The sequence below is a fragment of the Alcanivorax quisquiliarum genome (assembly GCF_023051175.1).
Lineage (GTDB): Bacteria > Pseudomonadota > Gammaproteobacteria > Pseudomonadales > Alcanivoracaceae > Isoalcanivorax > Isoalcanivorax quisquiliarum.
This window is the reverse complement of sequence record NZ_JALKII010000010.1, coordinates 38,925-55,373: the sequence shown is the minus strand read 5'-3', so window position 1 is coordinate 55,373 and position 16,449 is coordinate 38,925. Positions and strand designations below refer to the sequence as shown.

Annotated in this window: 11 protein-coding genes; 1 reads left to right on the top strand and 10 read right to left on the bottom strand. The window is 60.1% G+C overall.

Annotated elements, in window-relative coordinates; all coding sequences use genetic code 11:
• Positions 1-49: 49 nt before the first annotated feature.
• The 9 genes from MU846_RS12930 to MU846_RS12890 form a co-directional block, all read right to left on the bottom strand.
• On the bottom strand, positions 50-583 hold the full coding sequence (locus MU846_RS12930) for a hypothetical protein (RefSeq protein WP_246953408.1): 534 nt from the start codon (positions 581-583) through the stop codon (positions 50-52).
• Between the two features lie 136 nt (positions 584-719).
• Positions 720-1,187, bottom strand: a complete 468-nt coding sequence (locus MU846_RS12925; protein ID WP_246953407.1) for an MliC family protein — start codon at positions 1,185-1,187, stop codon at positions 720-722.
• Positions 1,188-1,365: 178 nt separating this feature from the next.
• Positions 1,366-2,571 (bottom strand): acyl-CoA dehydrogenase family protein, encoded by a 1,206-nt coding sequence (locus tag MU846_RS12920; RefSeq protein ID WP_246953406.1) that lies wholly within the window; start codon positions 2,569-2,571, stop codon positions 1,366-1,368.
• 23 nt (positions 2,572-2,594) lie between these two features.
• On the bottom strand, positions 2,595-3,902 hold the full coding sequence (locus MU846_RS12915; protein ID WP_246953405.1) for an acyl-CoA dehydrogenase family protein: 1,308 nt from the start codon (positions 3,900-3,902) through the stop codon (positions 2,595-2,597).
• A 750-nt stretch (positions 3,903-4,652) separates the two neighbouring features.
• Complete coding sequence (locus MU846_RS12910) at positions 4,653-6,299, bottom strand: Ig-like domain-containing domain (RefSeq protein WP_246953403.1); 1,647 nt, start codon at positions 6,297-6,299, stop codon at positions 4,653-4,655.
• 41 nt (positions 6,300-6,340) lie between these two features.
• Positions 6,341-7,426: an OmpA family protein gene (locus tag MU846_RS12905; protein ID WP_246953402.1), complete on the bottom strand. Its 1,086-nt coding sequence runs from the start codon at positions 7,424-7,426 to the stop codon at positions 6,341-6,343.
• A 969-nt stretch (positions 7,427-8,395) separates the two neighbouring features.
• On the bottom strand, positions 8,396-9,559 hold the full coding sequence (locus tag MU846_RS12900; RefSeq protein ID WP_246953400.1) for an OmpA family protein: 1,164 nt from the start codon (positions 9,557-9,559) through the stop codon (positions 8,396-8,398).
• A gap of 140 nt (positions 9,560-9,699) precedes the next feature.
• A complete protein-coding gene (locus MU846_RS12895) occupies positions 9,700-10,467 on the bottom strand; it encodes a GGDEF domain-containing protein (protein ID WP_246953398.1) in 768 nt (255 codons plus the stop codon).
• 191 nt (positions 10,468-10,658) lie between these two features.
• A complete protein-coding gene (locus tag MU846_RS12890) occupies positions 10,659-11,114 on the bottom strand; it encodes a YaiI/YqxD family protein (RefSeq protein WP_246953396.1) in 456 nt (151 codons plus the stop codon).
• A gap of 395 nt (positions 11,115-11,509) precedes the next feature.
• Between MU846_RS12890 and MU846_RS12885 the strand changes: the two genes are divergently transcribed.
• Positions 11,510-13,267, top strand: a complete 1,758-nt coding sequence (locus MU846_RS12885) for a DEAD/DEAH box helicase (RefSeq protein ID WP_246953393.1) — start codon at positions 11,510-11,512, stop codon at positions 13,265-13,267.
• Between the two features lie 598 nt (positions 13,268-13,865).
• Here MU846_RS12885 and MU846_RS12880 read toward each other — a convergent pair.
• On the bottom strand, positions 13,866-16,211 hold the full coding sequence (locus MU846_RS12880) for a fatty acid cis/trans isomerase (protein WP_246953391.1): 2,346 nt from the start codon (positions 16,209-16,211) through the stop codon (positions 13,866-13,868).
• Between the last annotated feature and the right edge of the window lie 238 nt (positions 16,212-16,449).

The window sequence follows — 16,449 nt, the reverse complement described above, 5'->3', positions numbered from 1 at the left end:
GCGGGCGCCAGCGCCCGCCTTGGTGTCAAGCTCCTGCGTGGTGTGGGTTTCAGCGCCGCTGGGGTATCAGCCAGTACAGCGCCGCTAGCGTGAACACCGCCACCAACCCCCATTTGCCCACCGAGCACAGCCAGCTGAGGCGCGCCAGCCCGTCGGTCAACGTGACCGGGTGGTTGAGAAACATTGCCTGCATGCTGTTCTCCAGTACATCAAGCAAGCCCGATAACAATGGTAGTGGCAGCAATTTGTCCCAGGCACCGCCAGCGTTACGGTGGCTGAACAGCATGGCCAGCAGGCACGTCGCAAAAGTGGCGTACCACACCGGATGCAACGCATCTACGATCAGGTGCGCCTGATAAGCGCCCAGCACGCCGGCATCCTGCCAACTGCTGAATTGCGATTGATATTCTGCCGCAGAGGTAAACAGCAGCTGCACACGCAGCATTGCCTCGGGGCCGCCAAGCGGCGCCAGCGTCAGTGCCAGGGCGATTTGCGATAGCAGAAAAACAATGCCGGAGACGGCTAGCAGCCATGGCAGGTTGAACAATATTCGCAGGCGCCCCAGTGTCAATGGCACGGTCATGTCAGGCTCTCCCCGATTGCAGATCATCCGTTTGAAAAATGCAGCGTAATACGGCGTTACCGTAGCAGTTGCGCGGCCGATATGGGAATAAACAGGCTATACGAGCCGGGGGGAAGGGGAGCAGGGGCCAATCAGCTTATTGCGTCATCTCGGAGGCGGCGGGGTCTTCATCATTGATGCGCAGGCAGACATGCATTTCGTCTTTGCCCGTGAGCACGGCTTCGTCGCCTTTGCTGTGCCACTGAAGTTGCCCATCGCTGTAGCGGGCGCCGGACGCGGCCGGCTCCTGAGCAAGCTGGTATTCGTCATTGCCGATGGTCAGCGTGGCCATCTCGCCTTCGTAAAGGGCTTCGACAACCAGGCCTGGGGCGCAATGGTAGCGCACCAGAGCGGGTGCTACCGGCGGTGCCACATCCGGCACAAACTCCTCAATGGTGTGCTCATCTGCTGCACGCTCTTCGACGTCGGGTGTTTCGACTTCGGGCGTGGGGACATTGGGCGGTGCATCGTTATCGCTGCATCCGGTGATGGCAAACAGCAGGGTAAAGCTGATCAACAGCAGGCGGGTGCGTGGCATGGAGTACCGCATGATGGAGTACCGCATGTAAGTACCTCCCGGCATCGGATAAGGGTGGCATGTGGCTGCTATGGCGGTTTGCCGCGACAGCTTGCCGTATGGCTCGCTATTGTGGCTGGCCATTATGGCTTACCTGCGTGCACCCCGCATGGGCCGGGATGTAAAAGATCCGCCACGAGCGCCGGCGCCCGTGGCGGCTTGTTGCTTACTTCAATTCGGAAGACGACAGCCCCAGCAGACGCCGAGCGATAATCAGTTGCTGAATTTGCTGTGTACCTTCGAAGATATCCAGAATCTTGGAATCGCGAGCCCACTTTTCCAGCAACTCATCCTCGGTATAACCCAGCGTGCCGGCCAGCTCTGCACAGCGCAGGGTGATGGCGTTGCCCACCCGGCCTGCCTTGGCTTTGGAGATGGAGGCTTCCAGCGAGTTCGATTGCTTATTGTCCGCCATCCAGGCTGCGCGGATTGCGAGCCAGTAGGCGGCTTCCCATTCCGCTTCCATCCGGTACAGCTCGGCTTCGACAGCAGAGCAGTTATCCACCGGCTTGTCGTAGTTGTATTCGATTTGCTCTGCGAGCAATTCGCGCAACCGCTCAAGCGATGCCCTGGCAACACCGATAGCCATGGAGGCAACCAGCGGGCGCGTGTTGTCGAAGGTTTCCATCACTCCGCCGAAACCTTTCTTCACATCAATCTCGGGGTTGCCCAGCAGGTTTTCCGCCGGCACGCGGCAGTCGACGAAGTTGATCGCGGCGGTATCGGATGCCTTGATACCGAGTTTTTTCTCCAGCCGCCCCAGCTCCATGCCGGGTGTGCCCCATTCCACGACAAACGATTTGATCGCGGCGCGGCCGATGGCGGGATCAAGGGTGGCCCAGACCACCACACAATCGGCACGCTCGCCGGAGGTGACAAAAATCTTCTCGCCATTGAGCACATAGTGATCGCCGTCCTTGCGGGCGGTGGTGCGAATGGCTGCCGAATCCGAGCCGCAGCCGGGTTCGGTAATTGCCATCGCGGCCCATTTGCCATCAAAGCGCTTGAGCTGCTCGTCGTTGGCCACAGCAGCGATGGCCGCATTGCCCAGGCCCTGGCGCGGCATCGCCAGCAGAAAACCGGTGTCGCCGTAGCACAGCTCCATGGCGCCCAGGCAGGTGCTCATGTTGGCGCCGTTCTTCACGGTGCCATCGTTGCTGATGCGGCCCTTGCCGGTGCGTGTGGCGCCGGCGCTGGATTCCGGGTCGCCTTCGTTGAAGCCGTCGAGCACCGAAGCCAGCATTTCCAGCTCTTTCGGCGCTTCATGTTCGGCGCGGTCATACTTGCGTGAAATCGGCCGGAACACGCTCAATGCCACCTGGTGGGCATTGTTGATGATCGGTCGGATCTTTTTCGGGATTTCGATATTCATGGTGTGTTCTCCCTGTTACCGCATCACAGATGCAGGCCGCCAAAAGCGACGCCAATGGCGCGCAGGTCGCGGTACCAGCGCTCGACCGGGTATTCCTTGGTGAAGCCGTGCCCACCGAGCAGTTGCACTCCGTCGGTGCCGATCTGCATGGCTTTTTCCTTGCAGAGCGTGCGTGCCAGATGGGCCTCGCGGCGGAACGGCTTGCCCTGCTCGGCACGGCATACTGCGCGCCAGGTGAGCATGCGCATGGCATCCAGTTCAATGGCCATGTCGGCAATCATGAAGGCGACTGCTTGCCGGTGGCTGATGGGCTCGCCAAATGCCTTGCGCTCGTTGCAGTAGGGAATCACGTAGTCGAGCACAGCCTGGCTGGTGCCGATGGCCAGAGCGCACCAGGCGAGGGTGCCGAGATCGACAAAGGCACGGTAATCAAAATCATCGGTGCCGAGACGTTGGCTGGCGGGGACACGCACATTTTCGAGTTGCAACGGACGTTGTGCGCAGGCGCGAATGCCCATCGACGGATCATCGCCGGCGCGCAGGCCTTCGGCGCCGCCTTCGACAATGAAGACCGCCGGGCCGTCGTCGGCCTGGGCGGCGATCAGGAACAGCTCGGCTTCGCCAGCGAGCGGCACCAGCGACTTCACGCCATTGAGCACATAGCTATCGCCGTCACGTTCGGCCAGCGTCTGAAGCTGCAATGGATCGAACAGCGGGCGTGGTTCGGCCAGCGCGATGGTTGCCTTGGGCGGGTTTTCCGAGGCGAATGCCGGCAGGTAACGGGACTGCTGTTCCGCCGTGCCCCATTGTGTCAGCGCATTGGCGACGCCCATGGGGGCGAGGATGGCGATGGCTTGCCCCATATCGCCCCAGGCGAGATCTTCTGCCAGCAGCATGGTGGTGACTGGGGAACGCTCACTGGCGGCGCCACCAAGTGATTCCGGCACGGCAAAGAAATTGAGGCCCAGCTCCAGTGCGGCGGCAATGGTTTCATCGCTGGTGGTGGCGTTTTCATCGGCGTGTTCGGCACCGGGGCGCAACACGTCTGTGGCGAAGGCACGCACGGAATCACGAATCATCTGCTGTTCGTCGGTGATATTCAGATCGAACAGATCAGTGGTGTGGCCGGGCTTGTTAAGCCGTTCGGGTTTGTCCAGCCTCGGGCCGCCCTTGAAAGTGCGTGCCGAGGTGGTGATGACCTGAAAGCCGGTGCGCGTCAGGGTGTAAGCCATTCGCTCCACCAGCTTGCGCAGGCCGAGTTTGTCGAGCAGCTCGGAACTGGCCATCCTGTTCAGCGTACTGAGCGCATAGCCGACGGCATCTTTTGCCATGGGGCTCCCCTTTTTATGGTGGACGGTGTTTGATCGCCAATGATTATGGACAGCGGTGGCGGCCTCTCAATGACTCTTTGGCCTATTGGCGCAGGCGGTGCGGCAATTGGTTGCAGCGCGATGGATGCCGACGCTGGAGCAACCGATCTGTTGTTGCGCAGTGCTACCAGCCGATATGGGACAACTGCGATGAGCTGGCCGAGGCAGGAAGAGCTGACAGCACGGGTGACGAAGAAAGCGCCGCAGCGATTGCTGTCAAACACATGATGGCTTCGGGGCGATAAAAGAGTGGTGCTGCGTTTTACCAGACGAGAGAGCATCAGACGGGAGCACCAGACGCGAGCGCCGAACGAAAGCGTGCCAGGCGAGGGACTGCGGAACATGGAGGGCCAGGCAAGGGGGCAAGCAAAGGAGTGCCAGACAAGCGAGCGATCGACTCAAGCGAAAACGTGAACAGGAAGACGAGGGCGTGCACGCTGACTCCCCGCGCACTGGTCGTGCCCCTGCGCTATTGCTGATGCAAGTGCGCCGTATCGTTCAGTGCCCTCGCATATGCGATAAAGCGGGGAGCGAAACACGATTGCACCATCGCCTCAGCACCGTTTTACAGTGACATCAAAAAGCCGGTGCCAGGGTACGCGGTGTGGCGGGCGCTTGTTTCGCCCCGTCGTCTGAAACCTCCTTCCGCATAAAAGAAGGGGCGCCCCGAGGGGGGAGGCGCCCCAAGCCGCTTATAAGGCGGGAGTCAGACTATCGCCGCAGGCACAGCAGCGGAATGGTGTTGCACAGCAGCTCGTTGACCGGATCAAGCACCGGATCAAGTGCCCCCAGTACTGGGTCAAGCACATCGCTGATCAACCCGCCGCTGAGATCCAGCACAGTGCCCGTGGTGGGATCGAGCACACTCAGTTCGAGCAGCCGATATTCGTCGTCACCGACATCCAGTTGCAGTAACGAGCCGCCGAGCAGGCCGAGATCGACAACGCTGCCGGGGCCGAACAGGTTGAGCTGATCGACAAGCTCATTGAGCACTGGCACTTGTGTCAGCCCGTCTTCCAGCGCGCCGACGATCATGTCCAGCGCATCGCTGAGCAGCGGCACATCATCAAGGATTTGCGTGGCGCCGGGCAGGCCGTCTTCCAGCAATGCCAGATCAATACTCAGGACGCCGTTCTCTGCCACCAGCGCATTGGCGAGCGCTTCCATAAGGGCTTCGGGGTCGCCGCCGGTAAAGGCATCGGCCAGCTGTGCCACTGCATCCGGGTTCAGGCCGGCGCTCAGGCTCAGGGCGCAGGGTTCGCCAGGAGTGTCCGGATCACATACCGCGATCAACAAATTGTCGAACTCGGTCGGATTGTTGATGTCCGTCGGCAATGGCAGGGTGATGATGGCCAGGTTATCCAGATTGCCGGCACCGCCGCCCTGATCCGGCACCAGGCCGATCTGGGTGAGCAGGTCCGCGAGCGGGCCATTGCTCAGATCGCTCAGGCCGGGAATCTCGCGGATCAGATCATCATTGAGGCCGACCACCACGCCGCCGGTGCGGAACTCGCTCTGGCCAGCGTTTTGCAGCGAATTGCCGGCCAGATCACGCACATTGGTGGAAACATCCAGGCGATAGTTGCGTTGCATCAACAGCGGTGTGGCGGGCGTGAAGACGACGATCTCTCTTTTCACGTCCAGCGTGCCATCCACGGTGGTCGAATTATCCAGCCGTGTCAGCGTTACCGTGCTACTGGTGATGGAATCCGCCAGCACCGGCTCGCTGAAGATAATGGTAACGCTGGCATCCTGCGGCACTAGCGAGGCGCCGTCGGCAGGCGTGATCGAGACGATGGTTGGCTGTATGGCATCAGGTTGGGTGCCGGTGGTGAAGGTGCGGTCACCGACATCATTATCGGACAGGAATTTGCTGGTGCCGGTATCGACACAAGCGGCTGCTTCAATCTGGCCGCCGATGGTCAGGGTGTATTCCGTGGCGCCCGTCAGTGCGGCATTGGGCGTCAGGGTCACGTTGCGACCGTTGACCTGGTGAGTGACATCTACCGGCGCACCTTCAGCGGTGAGGAAAATTGTGGTGTCGCTCACCGATGCAGGCGAGACGGCGTGGCTGAAGCGCACGTTGATAACGCTGTTCAGCGGGACGTCGGTAGCGCCATCGGCTGGCACGATGCCGTTGTTGTCGATCCGCAGCAGTTGCAGTGGATCTTCACAGAAAGTCGGGTCGCCGGGGCCAGGGCCGGGGCCAGGGCCGGGGCCAGGGCCAGGGTCGCCGTCACCGGGGACGTCGATACGACTGGAGTTGGGGCCGCTGCCGCCACCACCGCAAGCAGCGATCAGTATCGCTGCCATCAGCAGCGATGCTCCTTTTATTAATGGCAGATTAATGCGTTTCATGTGCGTTCTCCTGCATGGCTTGCATGCTTGTCTGTGTGGTTTCAGCGGCGCTGGATCTGTTCACGGCTGGCCTCGACAACTGCCTCGACACGCCGGTTCTGAGCGCGGCCGGCAGCGGTGTTGTTATCCGCGATCGGCTGGGATTCACCCATGCCGGAGGTGCGGATACGTTCCGGGCCAATACCGAATTCGGAAATCAGCACGCGCATGACAGCGTCGGCGCGGCTCACAGAGAGATTCTGGTTGTAGCTGGCCGGGCCGGTGGAGTCGGTGTGGCCTTCCAGCAGCACCTCGGCATCCGGATACTGCACCAGCACCTCGGCCACTTCACCGATCTGCGGCAGGAAGCTACGTTTGACGGTGGTGCTGTCGTGATCGAATTCCACGTGCAGCGTGATGCTGACGGTTTCTTCCAGCGTCAGATGGCAGCCAACGTCATCAACCAGCGCGCCGGCCGGGGTGTTGGGGCACTGATCCAGATGATCCGGCACGCCATCGTTATCGCTATCGATCCACATCGGTTCTTCGCGACGCGGTGCCGGCTCAGGCGCCGGTGCGGGTGCTGCTTCGGCATAGCGCTTGCCGAACAACCAGTTGAGAGCAATGTAGGGCTGGGAATCGAAGAAGCGGTCGTCATCCTCCAGCAGGCCACGGACGCCAAGATCCAGCATGAAATGGCTGCCGAGCAGCCGCTGCAAGCCCAGCTCGCCCACGTACATATCCTCGCGCTTGGTGCGCAGGCCATCCGGCTCAAGCTCGTTACGTCCGTAACCGGCGCCGGCATAGGGCTGAAAGCCGCCGAACGCCCATTCCGGAAAATGCAGGCGACCGGTAATGGTGGCCAGCTTGGCATCCACATCAATATCCAGGTTGCGGGCTTCGGTTTCAGCTTCGCCGTATTGCAACTGAATGGAGAAACGCGGATTGAAGCGGTAGCCAAGATTGACGGCAGGCTGCCAGTAGTTGTGCACATCGCCGATAGAATCACGACCTGTTTCGATGTCGTAATACGAACCCTGGATACCCAGATAGCCGAATGATTCAGGCCATTCCTGATTGGCCGCAGCCGACACGCCGAACATCAGGCCGGCGACGCCGATAGCAAATCCCGATCTGGTGAATTTCATAGAGCAATCCCTCTTTGCTGACTCCCACGGAAAACAGGTGAACCCGGGCGGGCCGGGTTACGCCGTGAATGATCGGGGAATGGCGAGGTAGGCGGGGGCCGGATTTCCATGAAGGCAATTTGATATCGCCTTGGCAGGGAGGCTCTTTAAAACTAAAACTTTCTTTTAAATCAAAAAGATATGTTTTTAGGTGGAGCCTTGGCTGACCGGCGCCGAGCGCCGCAGCGTGTTGTATTTATGTGTTGGATTGTATACGGCCACCGCCGGGCAACAGGGCAAAACAACGAAATATTTACAAGCTGATCGGCGCTCCGCGTCACGAAAGCCTTCTGGTTGCCTTGCTTTGCGCCTGCACTGTATCGGCGTGTAACTGATTGAAAAAGGAAGAAACAAAAGCCATGTAAGAGAAAGCTTACAAAGAAATAGGGCAATCTCTTACAAAATTTGTGGCAAAAACGGAAGGTAAATTGACGGCTGTGATGGCCGCGCGCGGCCATTTTGTGCAAATGAGTGCGCAAAAGCGGAGCAAAAGTGCCAGCCATCGCAGGGGAGGCAGGGAAAAAAGCCATGGCGTATGCGCGAAATAGAGCGAACCACGGGGGTCGATAGCGAGTGGCTGGCGCTGTTTCGCGCACCTGCCTGATAGCTGGTAAAGGTGTCGGCCGTTCAGGCGAAAGTGCTATGCGGTGATCCGGGGGCAGCCGCGCGGCGCTTTTTTGAAGCGGTAGCCGGGGGGGCTTTCAACAGGAGCGTCATCGTCACGCGGGGGCTTCTGCGGGCGGGTTCTTCTAGCGGGTTTTGTGATTGGGTGCTGTGACAGGGTTCTGTGACAGGGTTCTGTGACAGGGTTCTATGAAGAGCGCCGGTTGGAAAAAAGCCGGTAAGAAAAAGCCGGCACTGTGCCGGCCTTTGCGAAGCGGTTACGGCCCGGCCAGCGCCTGTATCGGTGCTGGCCGGGCCGGGGTGGCGTCAGTCCTCGTAAAGCCCTTCGCGTTGGGTTGCCTGCAAAATGGCTTCCACACGACGGTTTTGTGCACGGCCATCGGCAGTGCTGTTGTCCGCAATGGGCTGCTCCTCCCCAAAGCCCACGGTGTCGATACGGGCGGGGTCGATGCCGAAGCTGTTGACCAGAGAGTTCTTGACTGAATCGGCACGCTGGCCAGACAGGCGCATGTTGTAGGAGGCCGCACCAGTGCTGTCGGTATGCCCTTCAAGGCGCAGCTGTGCGGAGGGATATTTGCGCATCATGTCCGCCAGTTGTGCCAGCTCACCGATGAACTCCTGCTGGATCTCGGCTTTGTTCAGCTCGAACTCGACGTACAGGGTTTCCCGCACATCGCGCTCCAGATAGACCTGGCAGCCACGCTCGTCCACCAGGGCGCCATCCGGGGTATTCGGGCAGGCATCCAGATAGTCGGGCACGCCGTCACCGTCGCCGTCCAGCGGGCAGCCCTGCGCATCAACGGCAACACCGGCCGGGGTATCGGGGCACTGATCTTGCTGATCCGGCACGCCGTCGCCGTCACTGTCGCGCACCACCGGCTCGGCGGGCAGCGGCTCGGGCTCGGCCTTGCGCGTGGCGCCGAAAATCAGATTCAGGCCGGCGTAGACTTCGCCTTCAAAACGATCGCGCCACTCTGTCCACAACGGGCGCGCACCGATATCGAACACCCAATGCTCGGCGACCCGCGCCTGCAAGCCGAATTCCGCACCGGCAACCGTTTCCTTGTCGGTATCGCGGCCGCGATGATCAAACCGCAGCTGGCCGACAGCAAGGCCGGCATAGGGCTCGAATGGGCCGACGGAAGTATCGTGAAAATGGTAGCGCAATGACGCCAGCGCCAGAGAAACATGGGTGCGCTCGCGTGTGATCTCGCTCTTCACGCCGTTGCGCTCCCACCAGGCTTGCGCAGACCAGTTCGGCGCAAAACGGGCGCCGAATTGCAGGCCGGGCAACGTCACGGTGTCATAGCTGTTGGGGCCAAGCTCATCCTCGTCGAACCAGTATTGGCTGGCGTGGCCGCCAATGTAGAGGTACTGGTCAGGGATATCGTGGGCCTGCGCTGCCACGGCGCACAAGGCGAGGCCGGCCAGCCCGAATGTGGAAAGTGTCCTGGGGAAATGGTTTTTCATTGTGGTCCGTCCTGGAAATGTCATCGGAAAAGGCGGTGTGACAACCGCGCTATTCTCGGCGACATCCTCCAGGCAATACACTGCCCAGCACACTACTCAACAAAAATTAACAAAGTGCCGACAATGCGCTCTGGCAAATTTTAATGATCACCATACTGTTTACGGGCGTTATACAGCGCGTAATCGGCATCATTGAGCAGGCTTTGCAGCGTGCGTGCGCTCTGATCCGTCGACGACACGCCGAAGCAGGGCAGCAGCGGCAGCGTTTGATTGTCGGCGCTGATTTGCTGGCGTCGTAACAACTGGCCGAGGTTTTCGCTGATGCGCAGCGCGTCGCGCAGGCCGGTATGCGGCAACACCAGAATGAACTGGGCACCTTCAAAGCGCCCGAGCAGATCGCTCTCCCGAATCTGCGTGCGCACTTCGCGCGCCAACCGTTGCTGTGCCTTGTCCGACGCATGGCGGCCAAGCTGATCGACAATTTCCCGGTTGTTCTGGATTTCGATCAACACCAGCGACACCGGATAATCGTGCCGGCTGGAAAGTGCCAGCTCACGCTCAAGCATGTTCAATACATAAGGGCGATTGAAAACACCGGTGAGATGATCGTGCCGTGCCAGCTGTTGCAGGTGCTGGTTGCGGCGTTTGAGCGCGGCGTTACGGCAACTGATCGGGTAGGCCACCAACGGCGTTATCAGCATCGGGATCAGTGTTGCCAGGCCCATCGCAAACACCCAGTTGCGTTCGCCGGTGGCCAGGATGGTGATCGCGGTCGCGGTGGCGGATAGCGCCAGCATCAATAGCGTTAGCCAGGCGGCCGTGCTGACCGCACGCAAGCGGTCATGGCTATTGATGTCGAGTTCGGTTTCTACCAGTGATGGTGCGTTATTGTTGTTCCACAAGCCCATGACTTCCCCTGTGCCTGCATCACGGCAGACCGTGCCGGCGTCAGGCCGGCGTCAAAAACAGGCAAGGCCGATATCTGCCGGCCCCGGCTCATGCTCGCCCGTTATCAGGCAGCGCCAATGTACCCCATGTCAACGGCCTAGCGTAGCCGCTGCCGCGGCAATGTCGCAAACGGCCCATGGTCGCCTGGTATTCAATGGCTGCGCTGCTGTGCCGTGAGCCAGCGATCAAGCGCGTTGGCGAAGGTTTGCCGGTCGCGCTCGTTCATCGGCGGCGGGCCGCCTTGCACCAGCCCCGCGCCGCGCATTTCTTCCATGAAATTGCGCATTGTCAGGCGCTGGCTGATGTTGTCGAGCGTGTACAATTCGCCGCGTGGATTCAGGGCGGTGGCGCCTGCTTCGATGGCGCGTGCCGCCAGTGGAATATCTGCGGTGATCACCAGATCGCCGGCGGCCACTTCGGTGGCGATGTAATCATCGGCCTCATCGAAACCGCCTGGCACCTGGATGGAACGGATCAGCCGGCCCGGCGGTGTGCGCACAGGCTGGTTGGCCACCAGCACCATTGGCGTGCCGGTACGTTGGGCCGCACGAAACAAAACGTCGCGAATCATGTTCGGGCAGGCATCGGCATCAACCCATATCGTCACAGTGATGTCCTCGATCGAAAAGCAGGGCGGTCATCGCCAGGCAGGCGATTGTCGCACATTGCCGGGTCGATGCGGGGCGCCCGGCCATGTTCGCTGGTGGTCGGGCGGCCGCTGCACGGGTGCGGGGTACTAGCACAGCGCCATACGCTTTGCTATACTTTGCGCCGCTTTGATGCAGCCCCCCGAGGCAGCCGCGTCGGACACAATGCGTAAGGCGCCCGCGCAGCGCGGCGTCGAATCCCGTTTTCGGCCCCTCCCCCTATCAATTCGTGATACGGCCGGGCTTCTCGCGGGAAGCCTCGTAACCGGTGAGTGAACGTCTGGCCTTCGGCCTGGCGATCCGGTGTTATTCCATCCACGCCCACGACGGCTGTCGTGGCGACGCAAGGTGATAAATGTCTGAAGAAATGACCGCCCAGCCCGGTTTCGATGCGCTGGCCCTGGCTCCTGCCGTTCAGCAGGCCATTAATGAGATGGGTTACCAGACCCCTTCGGCAATCCAGCAAGCCATTATTCCATTGATACTCGATGGCCGCGATGTAATTGGTCAGGCACAGACCGGCACCGGCAAGACGGCAGCATTTGCGCTGCCGCTGATTTCCCGTTTCGGCGATCAGCCTGCCGGTGCTGTTCAGGTGCTGGTGCTGGCACCCACCCGGGAGCTGGCATTGCAGGTAACCGAATCGTTTGAAAATTATGGCCGCCATTCGCGCTCGCTGCGCGTTATCGCCCTTTGTGGCGGCATGGATTACCGGCCGCAGACACGAGCGCTGCGCGACGGCGTGCAAGTGGTTGTAGGCACCCCCGGCCGGGTAGTGGACCATCTCAAGCGCGGCACGTTGAAGCTCGACACGCTGCGCTGCATCGTGCTGGATGAAGCCGACGAAATGCTGCGCATGGGCTTTATCGATGACGTGGAATGGGTGATGGAGCAGGCGCCGAAAGAGTGCCAGGTGGCGCTGCTGTCGGCCACTATGCCGCCGCCGATTCGCAAACTTGCACAACGCTATCTGGATAACCCGGAAGAGATCACCGTGGCGGCAAAAACCGCAACGGTTGCAGCCATTCGCCAGCGCTATCTGTTCATCAACCACCGTGACAAGCTGGATGCACTGGTGCGGGTGCTGGAAACCGAATCCTTTGACGGCGTTATTCTGTTTGCACGCACCAAGGAAAGCACCGTCGAGCTGGCAGATTTTCTGCAACGCGCCGGCTTCCGGGCCACCGCGCTGAACGGCGACATGGCGCAACCGCACCGCGAGCAGGTCGTCGAGCAGCTCAAGAGCGGGCGTATCGACATTCTGGTGGCCACCGATGTGGTGGCGCGCGGCCTGGATGTGCCGCGTATCAGCATGGTGCTCAACTACGATATCCCCTTTGACGGTGAAACCTATGTGCACCGTATCGGGCGCACCGGCCGTGCCGGACGGGCAGGGGATGCGATCCTGTTCGTGACGCCCCGTGAAAAGCGCATGTTGTTCAACATCGAGCGCCTGACGCGGCAGAAAGTGGAAGAGATGCCGCTGCCCGCCACCGAGCAGATCAATGCCGTGCGCAAGCAGCGTTTCAAGGATCGCATCAGCAATACGCTAGATGTGGGCAAGCTTGATCTGTTCCGCGAGCTGTTGACGGAATACCTGGCGGAAAGCGGGGCCGAACCGCTTGAGGTGGCTGCAGCACTGGCAAAGCTGGCCCAGGGTGATACCCCGTTGCTGATGGAAAACCGGCCTGCGCCGGTGGTGCGTATGGCGCGCTCGGAGCGGGGCGAGCGAGAGCCACGCCGTGGCCACGACGAGCGGCCGCGTGCGGCAGCTCGCAAGGCGCCATCTTTACCTGAGGCCGGAATGACACGCTATCGCATCGAGGTGGGCCGAACCCATGGGGTGAAACCGTCGAATATCGTGGGCGCCATTGCCAACGAGGTGAAGATGAACAGCAGCCACATTGGCCGCATTGATATCTTCCCTCAATTCAGCACGGTGGATCTGCCCGATAGCCTGGCGGATTCGGCCATCAAGCATTTGCGCACGGTCTGGGTTGCCGGTCAGCAGCTTAATATCGTGGTGGATGGCGGCAGTGCGCCCCGTCGCACAGCCCGGCCAGCGGGCGCACCGCGCCGTGCTGCCAATAGCGAGCGTCGCCGCGCCAACTGATAACGAGTTGTAGCGGTTGGAAAAAGCCTTCTTCGGAAGGCTTTTTTTTTGTTCATGACCCGTCCTGAATGGAGTTGACACCTCTTTCCGCTTGTCCCACGAGGGGGATGAGAACAAAAAAGATCGGTATTTTGGATAACCTCTTAGTGCTTTCACGGATACCTAAACTGACTCCACGGAAATCAACGATGAACTTTTTAGCCCCTCTCCCCTTGTGGGAGAGGGGTTGGGGAGAGGGGGAGATTATGGCAGGAAATATATACTCGGCACGTGATCTAGAACGAAACTGGCTGGCTCTCGGGATTTTTTTGCTTTGGAATTTTATGGAAGTTTCTACTGAAGATAATTGAAAGAATTGCATCATGTAGCTGCTATGGTATCAGCTGCATGTTCGTCGCCCCCTCTCCCCCAACCCCTCTCCCACAAGGGGAGAGGGGAGTAAAAAGCTGATTCGCTTGCTCTTCGGGCCAGCCTGCGGCTGTTCTGCGCTTTGCTTGTCCCACAAGGGAGAGGGGAGAAAAAATCTGATTTGCTCACTCTTCGGGCGAGCCTGCGGCTTTGAAACGGGCCACCTGGCCCGTCTGCGATATTTGCTCCGTTACAGATTTTCAAAGCGGTTGATATCGAATACCCCTGCCTGAAGTGGCTCATGCTCGCGGTGCCAGGCGGTGATGTCGTGGAGTATCTCCCAGAATTGCGGGTGGGTGCGGCGCACACCCCATTGCTCGACGACTTGCTCGAACTGCTCTTGCTGTTCGGCGTTACGCAATGCGCTGGCAAACCGCTCTGCGTCGCTGGCGGGCACATCGAACATGAAATTCGGATAGCCGCCGATGATTCCCGGATACACTGTCAGCGTATCTTGCTCGGCTTCGTAGCGCAGGGATTCGCCCATCAGAAAGGCGACGTTGCTATGCGCCCGGTTGCGCAGCACGCTGTATACGGTGCGCTCGCCCTGTGGGTGATGCACGCGCACGAATATGGCTTCGGGCAGGTGGAGCAGGCCAGGCAGCTTTGCGGCGGGTGTGGCAGCCAGTGATGCAAGCGCCTGGTCGGCACGTTGCACCCAGGCGGGCACATCACGGCGCCCGCATTGCGGCGGCTGGCAACGGTTGAGCAGGTCTTCCGGCTGGGCGTTGGTGCCTTGGGTATGTGTCAGCAGGCGTAATGCGAATTCTTGCGTCGGCATATCGGTCAGATAGCGTTCGGCAGATGGCGTATGGGTGTCCTGATCCTGATAAGTGATGTCCAGTTTCAGCTTGCCCATACCGCGATACCAGTCGGCAAGCACGGCTGAGCGCTGGTCAGCAGGTAGCAGGCGCAGGAAATTCTGTTCGGCGCCATTGCGGATCAGATCAAAATAAAGGCGTGTCTGCAATTGGTGGGCGACATTACCGAACACATCGAAATTCACTACCAGCTCATAGTACGTGCGCTCGAACAGCGGATAATCCATCAGCCACATGGTTTGCGGAATCTCGCCAATCAGCCCGCGCCTTACTGATGCGCTGTCATGGTGGCGCAAGATGGTGAGCAGGGCGTTGTCATTGCCCTGCCAGATATCTTCCAGGCTTGCGCCTGCGGGCTGGTGGCGCCGATACTGTGCCTGCCGTGCTTTCAGGTACTGATTGCGATTGGCGCGATAGCGCTGCCATTCGTCCCCCGCGTCGAGCAATGCATCATGTTGCCCCGGCAGGCCCAGCAGCGGCGTTGCCTTGGCGCGATATTCCGCATCGACGATGTACTGGTCATTCTCGGGTTTTTGAAAAAACGTCCAGAAATGATCCCGGATCACATCGGTAGCGATCTGGCCCCGGCAGACCGGGCCGCGTATGAAAGTGCGGGTGAAGTATTCGGCTTCATCCAGCATGAACTGGTAGCGTGCTGCCGCCGGAATGGCTGAAAAAGTGGCAAAGGGATTAGCGCGATCTTCATAGTTATAGCCGGGCAAGGAATCGATCTGCCAGTCTTCGCTGAAGAAAAGCGTGCGAATGCGTGCCAGCCGCGCCTCGCTAAGCGGGTAGGTGATGTGGCGTTTGTAGACGATGGTGTCTTCCAACGGCCGCAGGCGGTAAAAAAACGGGCCGTCCGGGGCATCGTTGGGGCGCACGGTGGCCACTGGCAAGATCGGTTCGCCCGGCGGTGTATAGGAACGCAGCAGCTGAAAAAAGCGCGGCTCGCCCTTGATGTCTTCAAAATACAAGTGGGCCAGGAAAAGATGCTCGAACAGCCAGCGTGAAAGCAGCTGTGTCTGGTTGCCGCGCTGGTTGAGAAAACTCTCCCAGCGATCAATGGCCTGCTGTTCGGCGGCTGACACCGCAGTGTCTGGCGTGTCGATCTCTGCGCCCTGTTTCAACCAGCCACTGATCAGGGAGAACTCTTCATCGTCAAGGCCGGTAACCGCCAACGGCATGCCTTCCAGCGGATGTTTTTTTGCATACCGGTCAAATTCTTCACTGGTGGCGCACTCGTTCGGCCGCGAAATACTGATGTCGATATTATCCGGCAGCTTGCTATTGGGCGCCCAGGGGTGCTGTTTGCCCAACGCCAGCATGCGATACAGCACGGGCTGATGCTCTTCGGTAGCGGCCAGCACAGAATGAAATCCACGGGTGCGCCAGTCGGCTTCGCTCAGTGCGTCCAGGCCCAGACGGGTAGGTGCCATGGCCTCTTTACGGGTGCCGTCGTAGGCAGGTTGCGGGTGGCCTCCACGCACCAGGCCTGCCGGCGTTTCAAATTTCAGTTGGCAGGGCGCATCGTAGCAGCCATGGCAGGCGAGGCATTTGGCATCCAGAATCGGCCTGACATCCTCTTCGAACGAGACAGCGCGAGTGGCGGGCAAGGGCAGGGGTATTTCGGTGCGTGCCAGCTCGGAGTTGTCAGTACAACCGAAGAGCAGCACAAGACAGCACAGTGCCGGTAAACTCGGCGCGAGATTACGCATCGGCCAGACTCCTTGTCATAGGCGTGTTATCACCGGGCGTGGCATGGTGCATTGTTACTAACTGATCGCCCCGGCGTGGAGCAGGTGGCTGAAGGCGCGCCAGCACCGGGCCGGCACTGGCTTGTGCCTGCTTTGAATAAGGTGCCCCGCGGAGGTTTCAGGCCCGATCATCCGCCAGATGCTACTGGCGAAGCGGCGGGGAGGCCACTGGCTACAGCAAGGCTTTTGATTGTTTTAC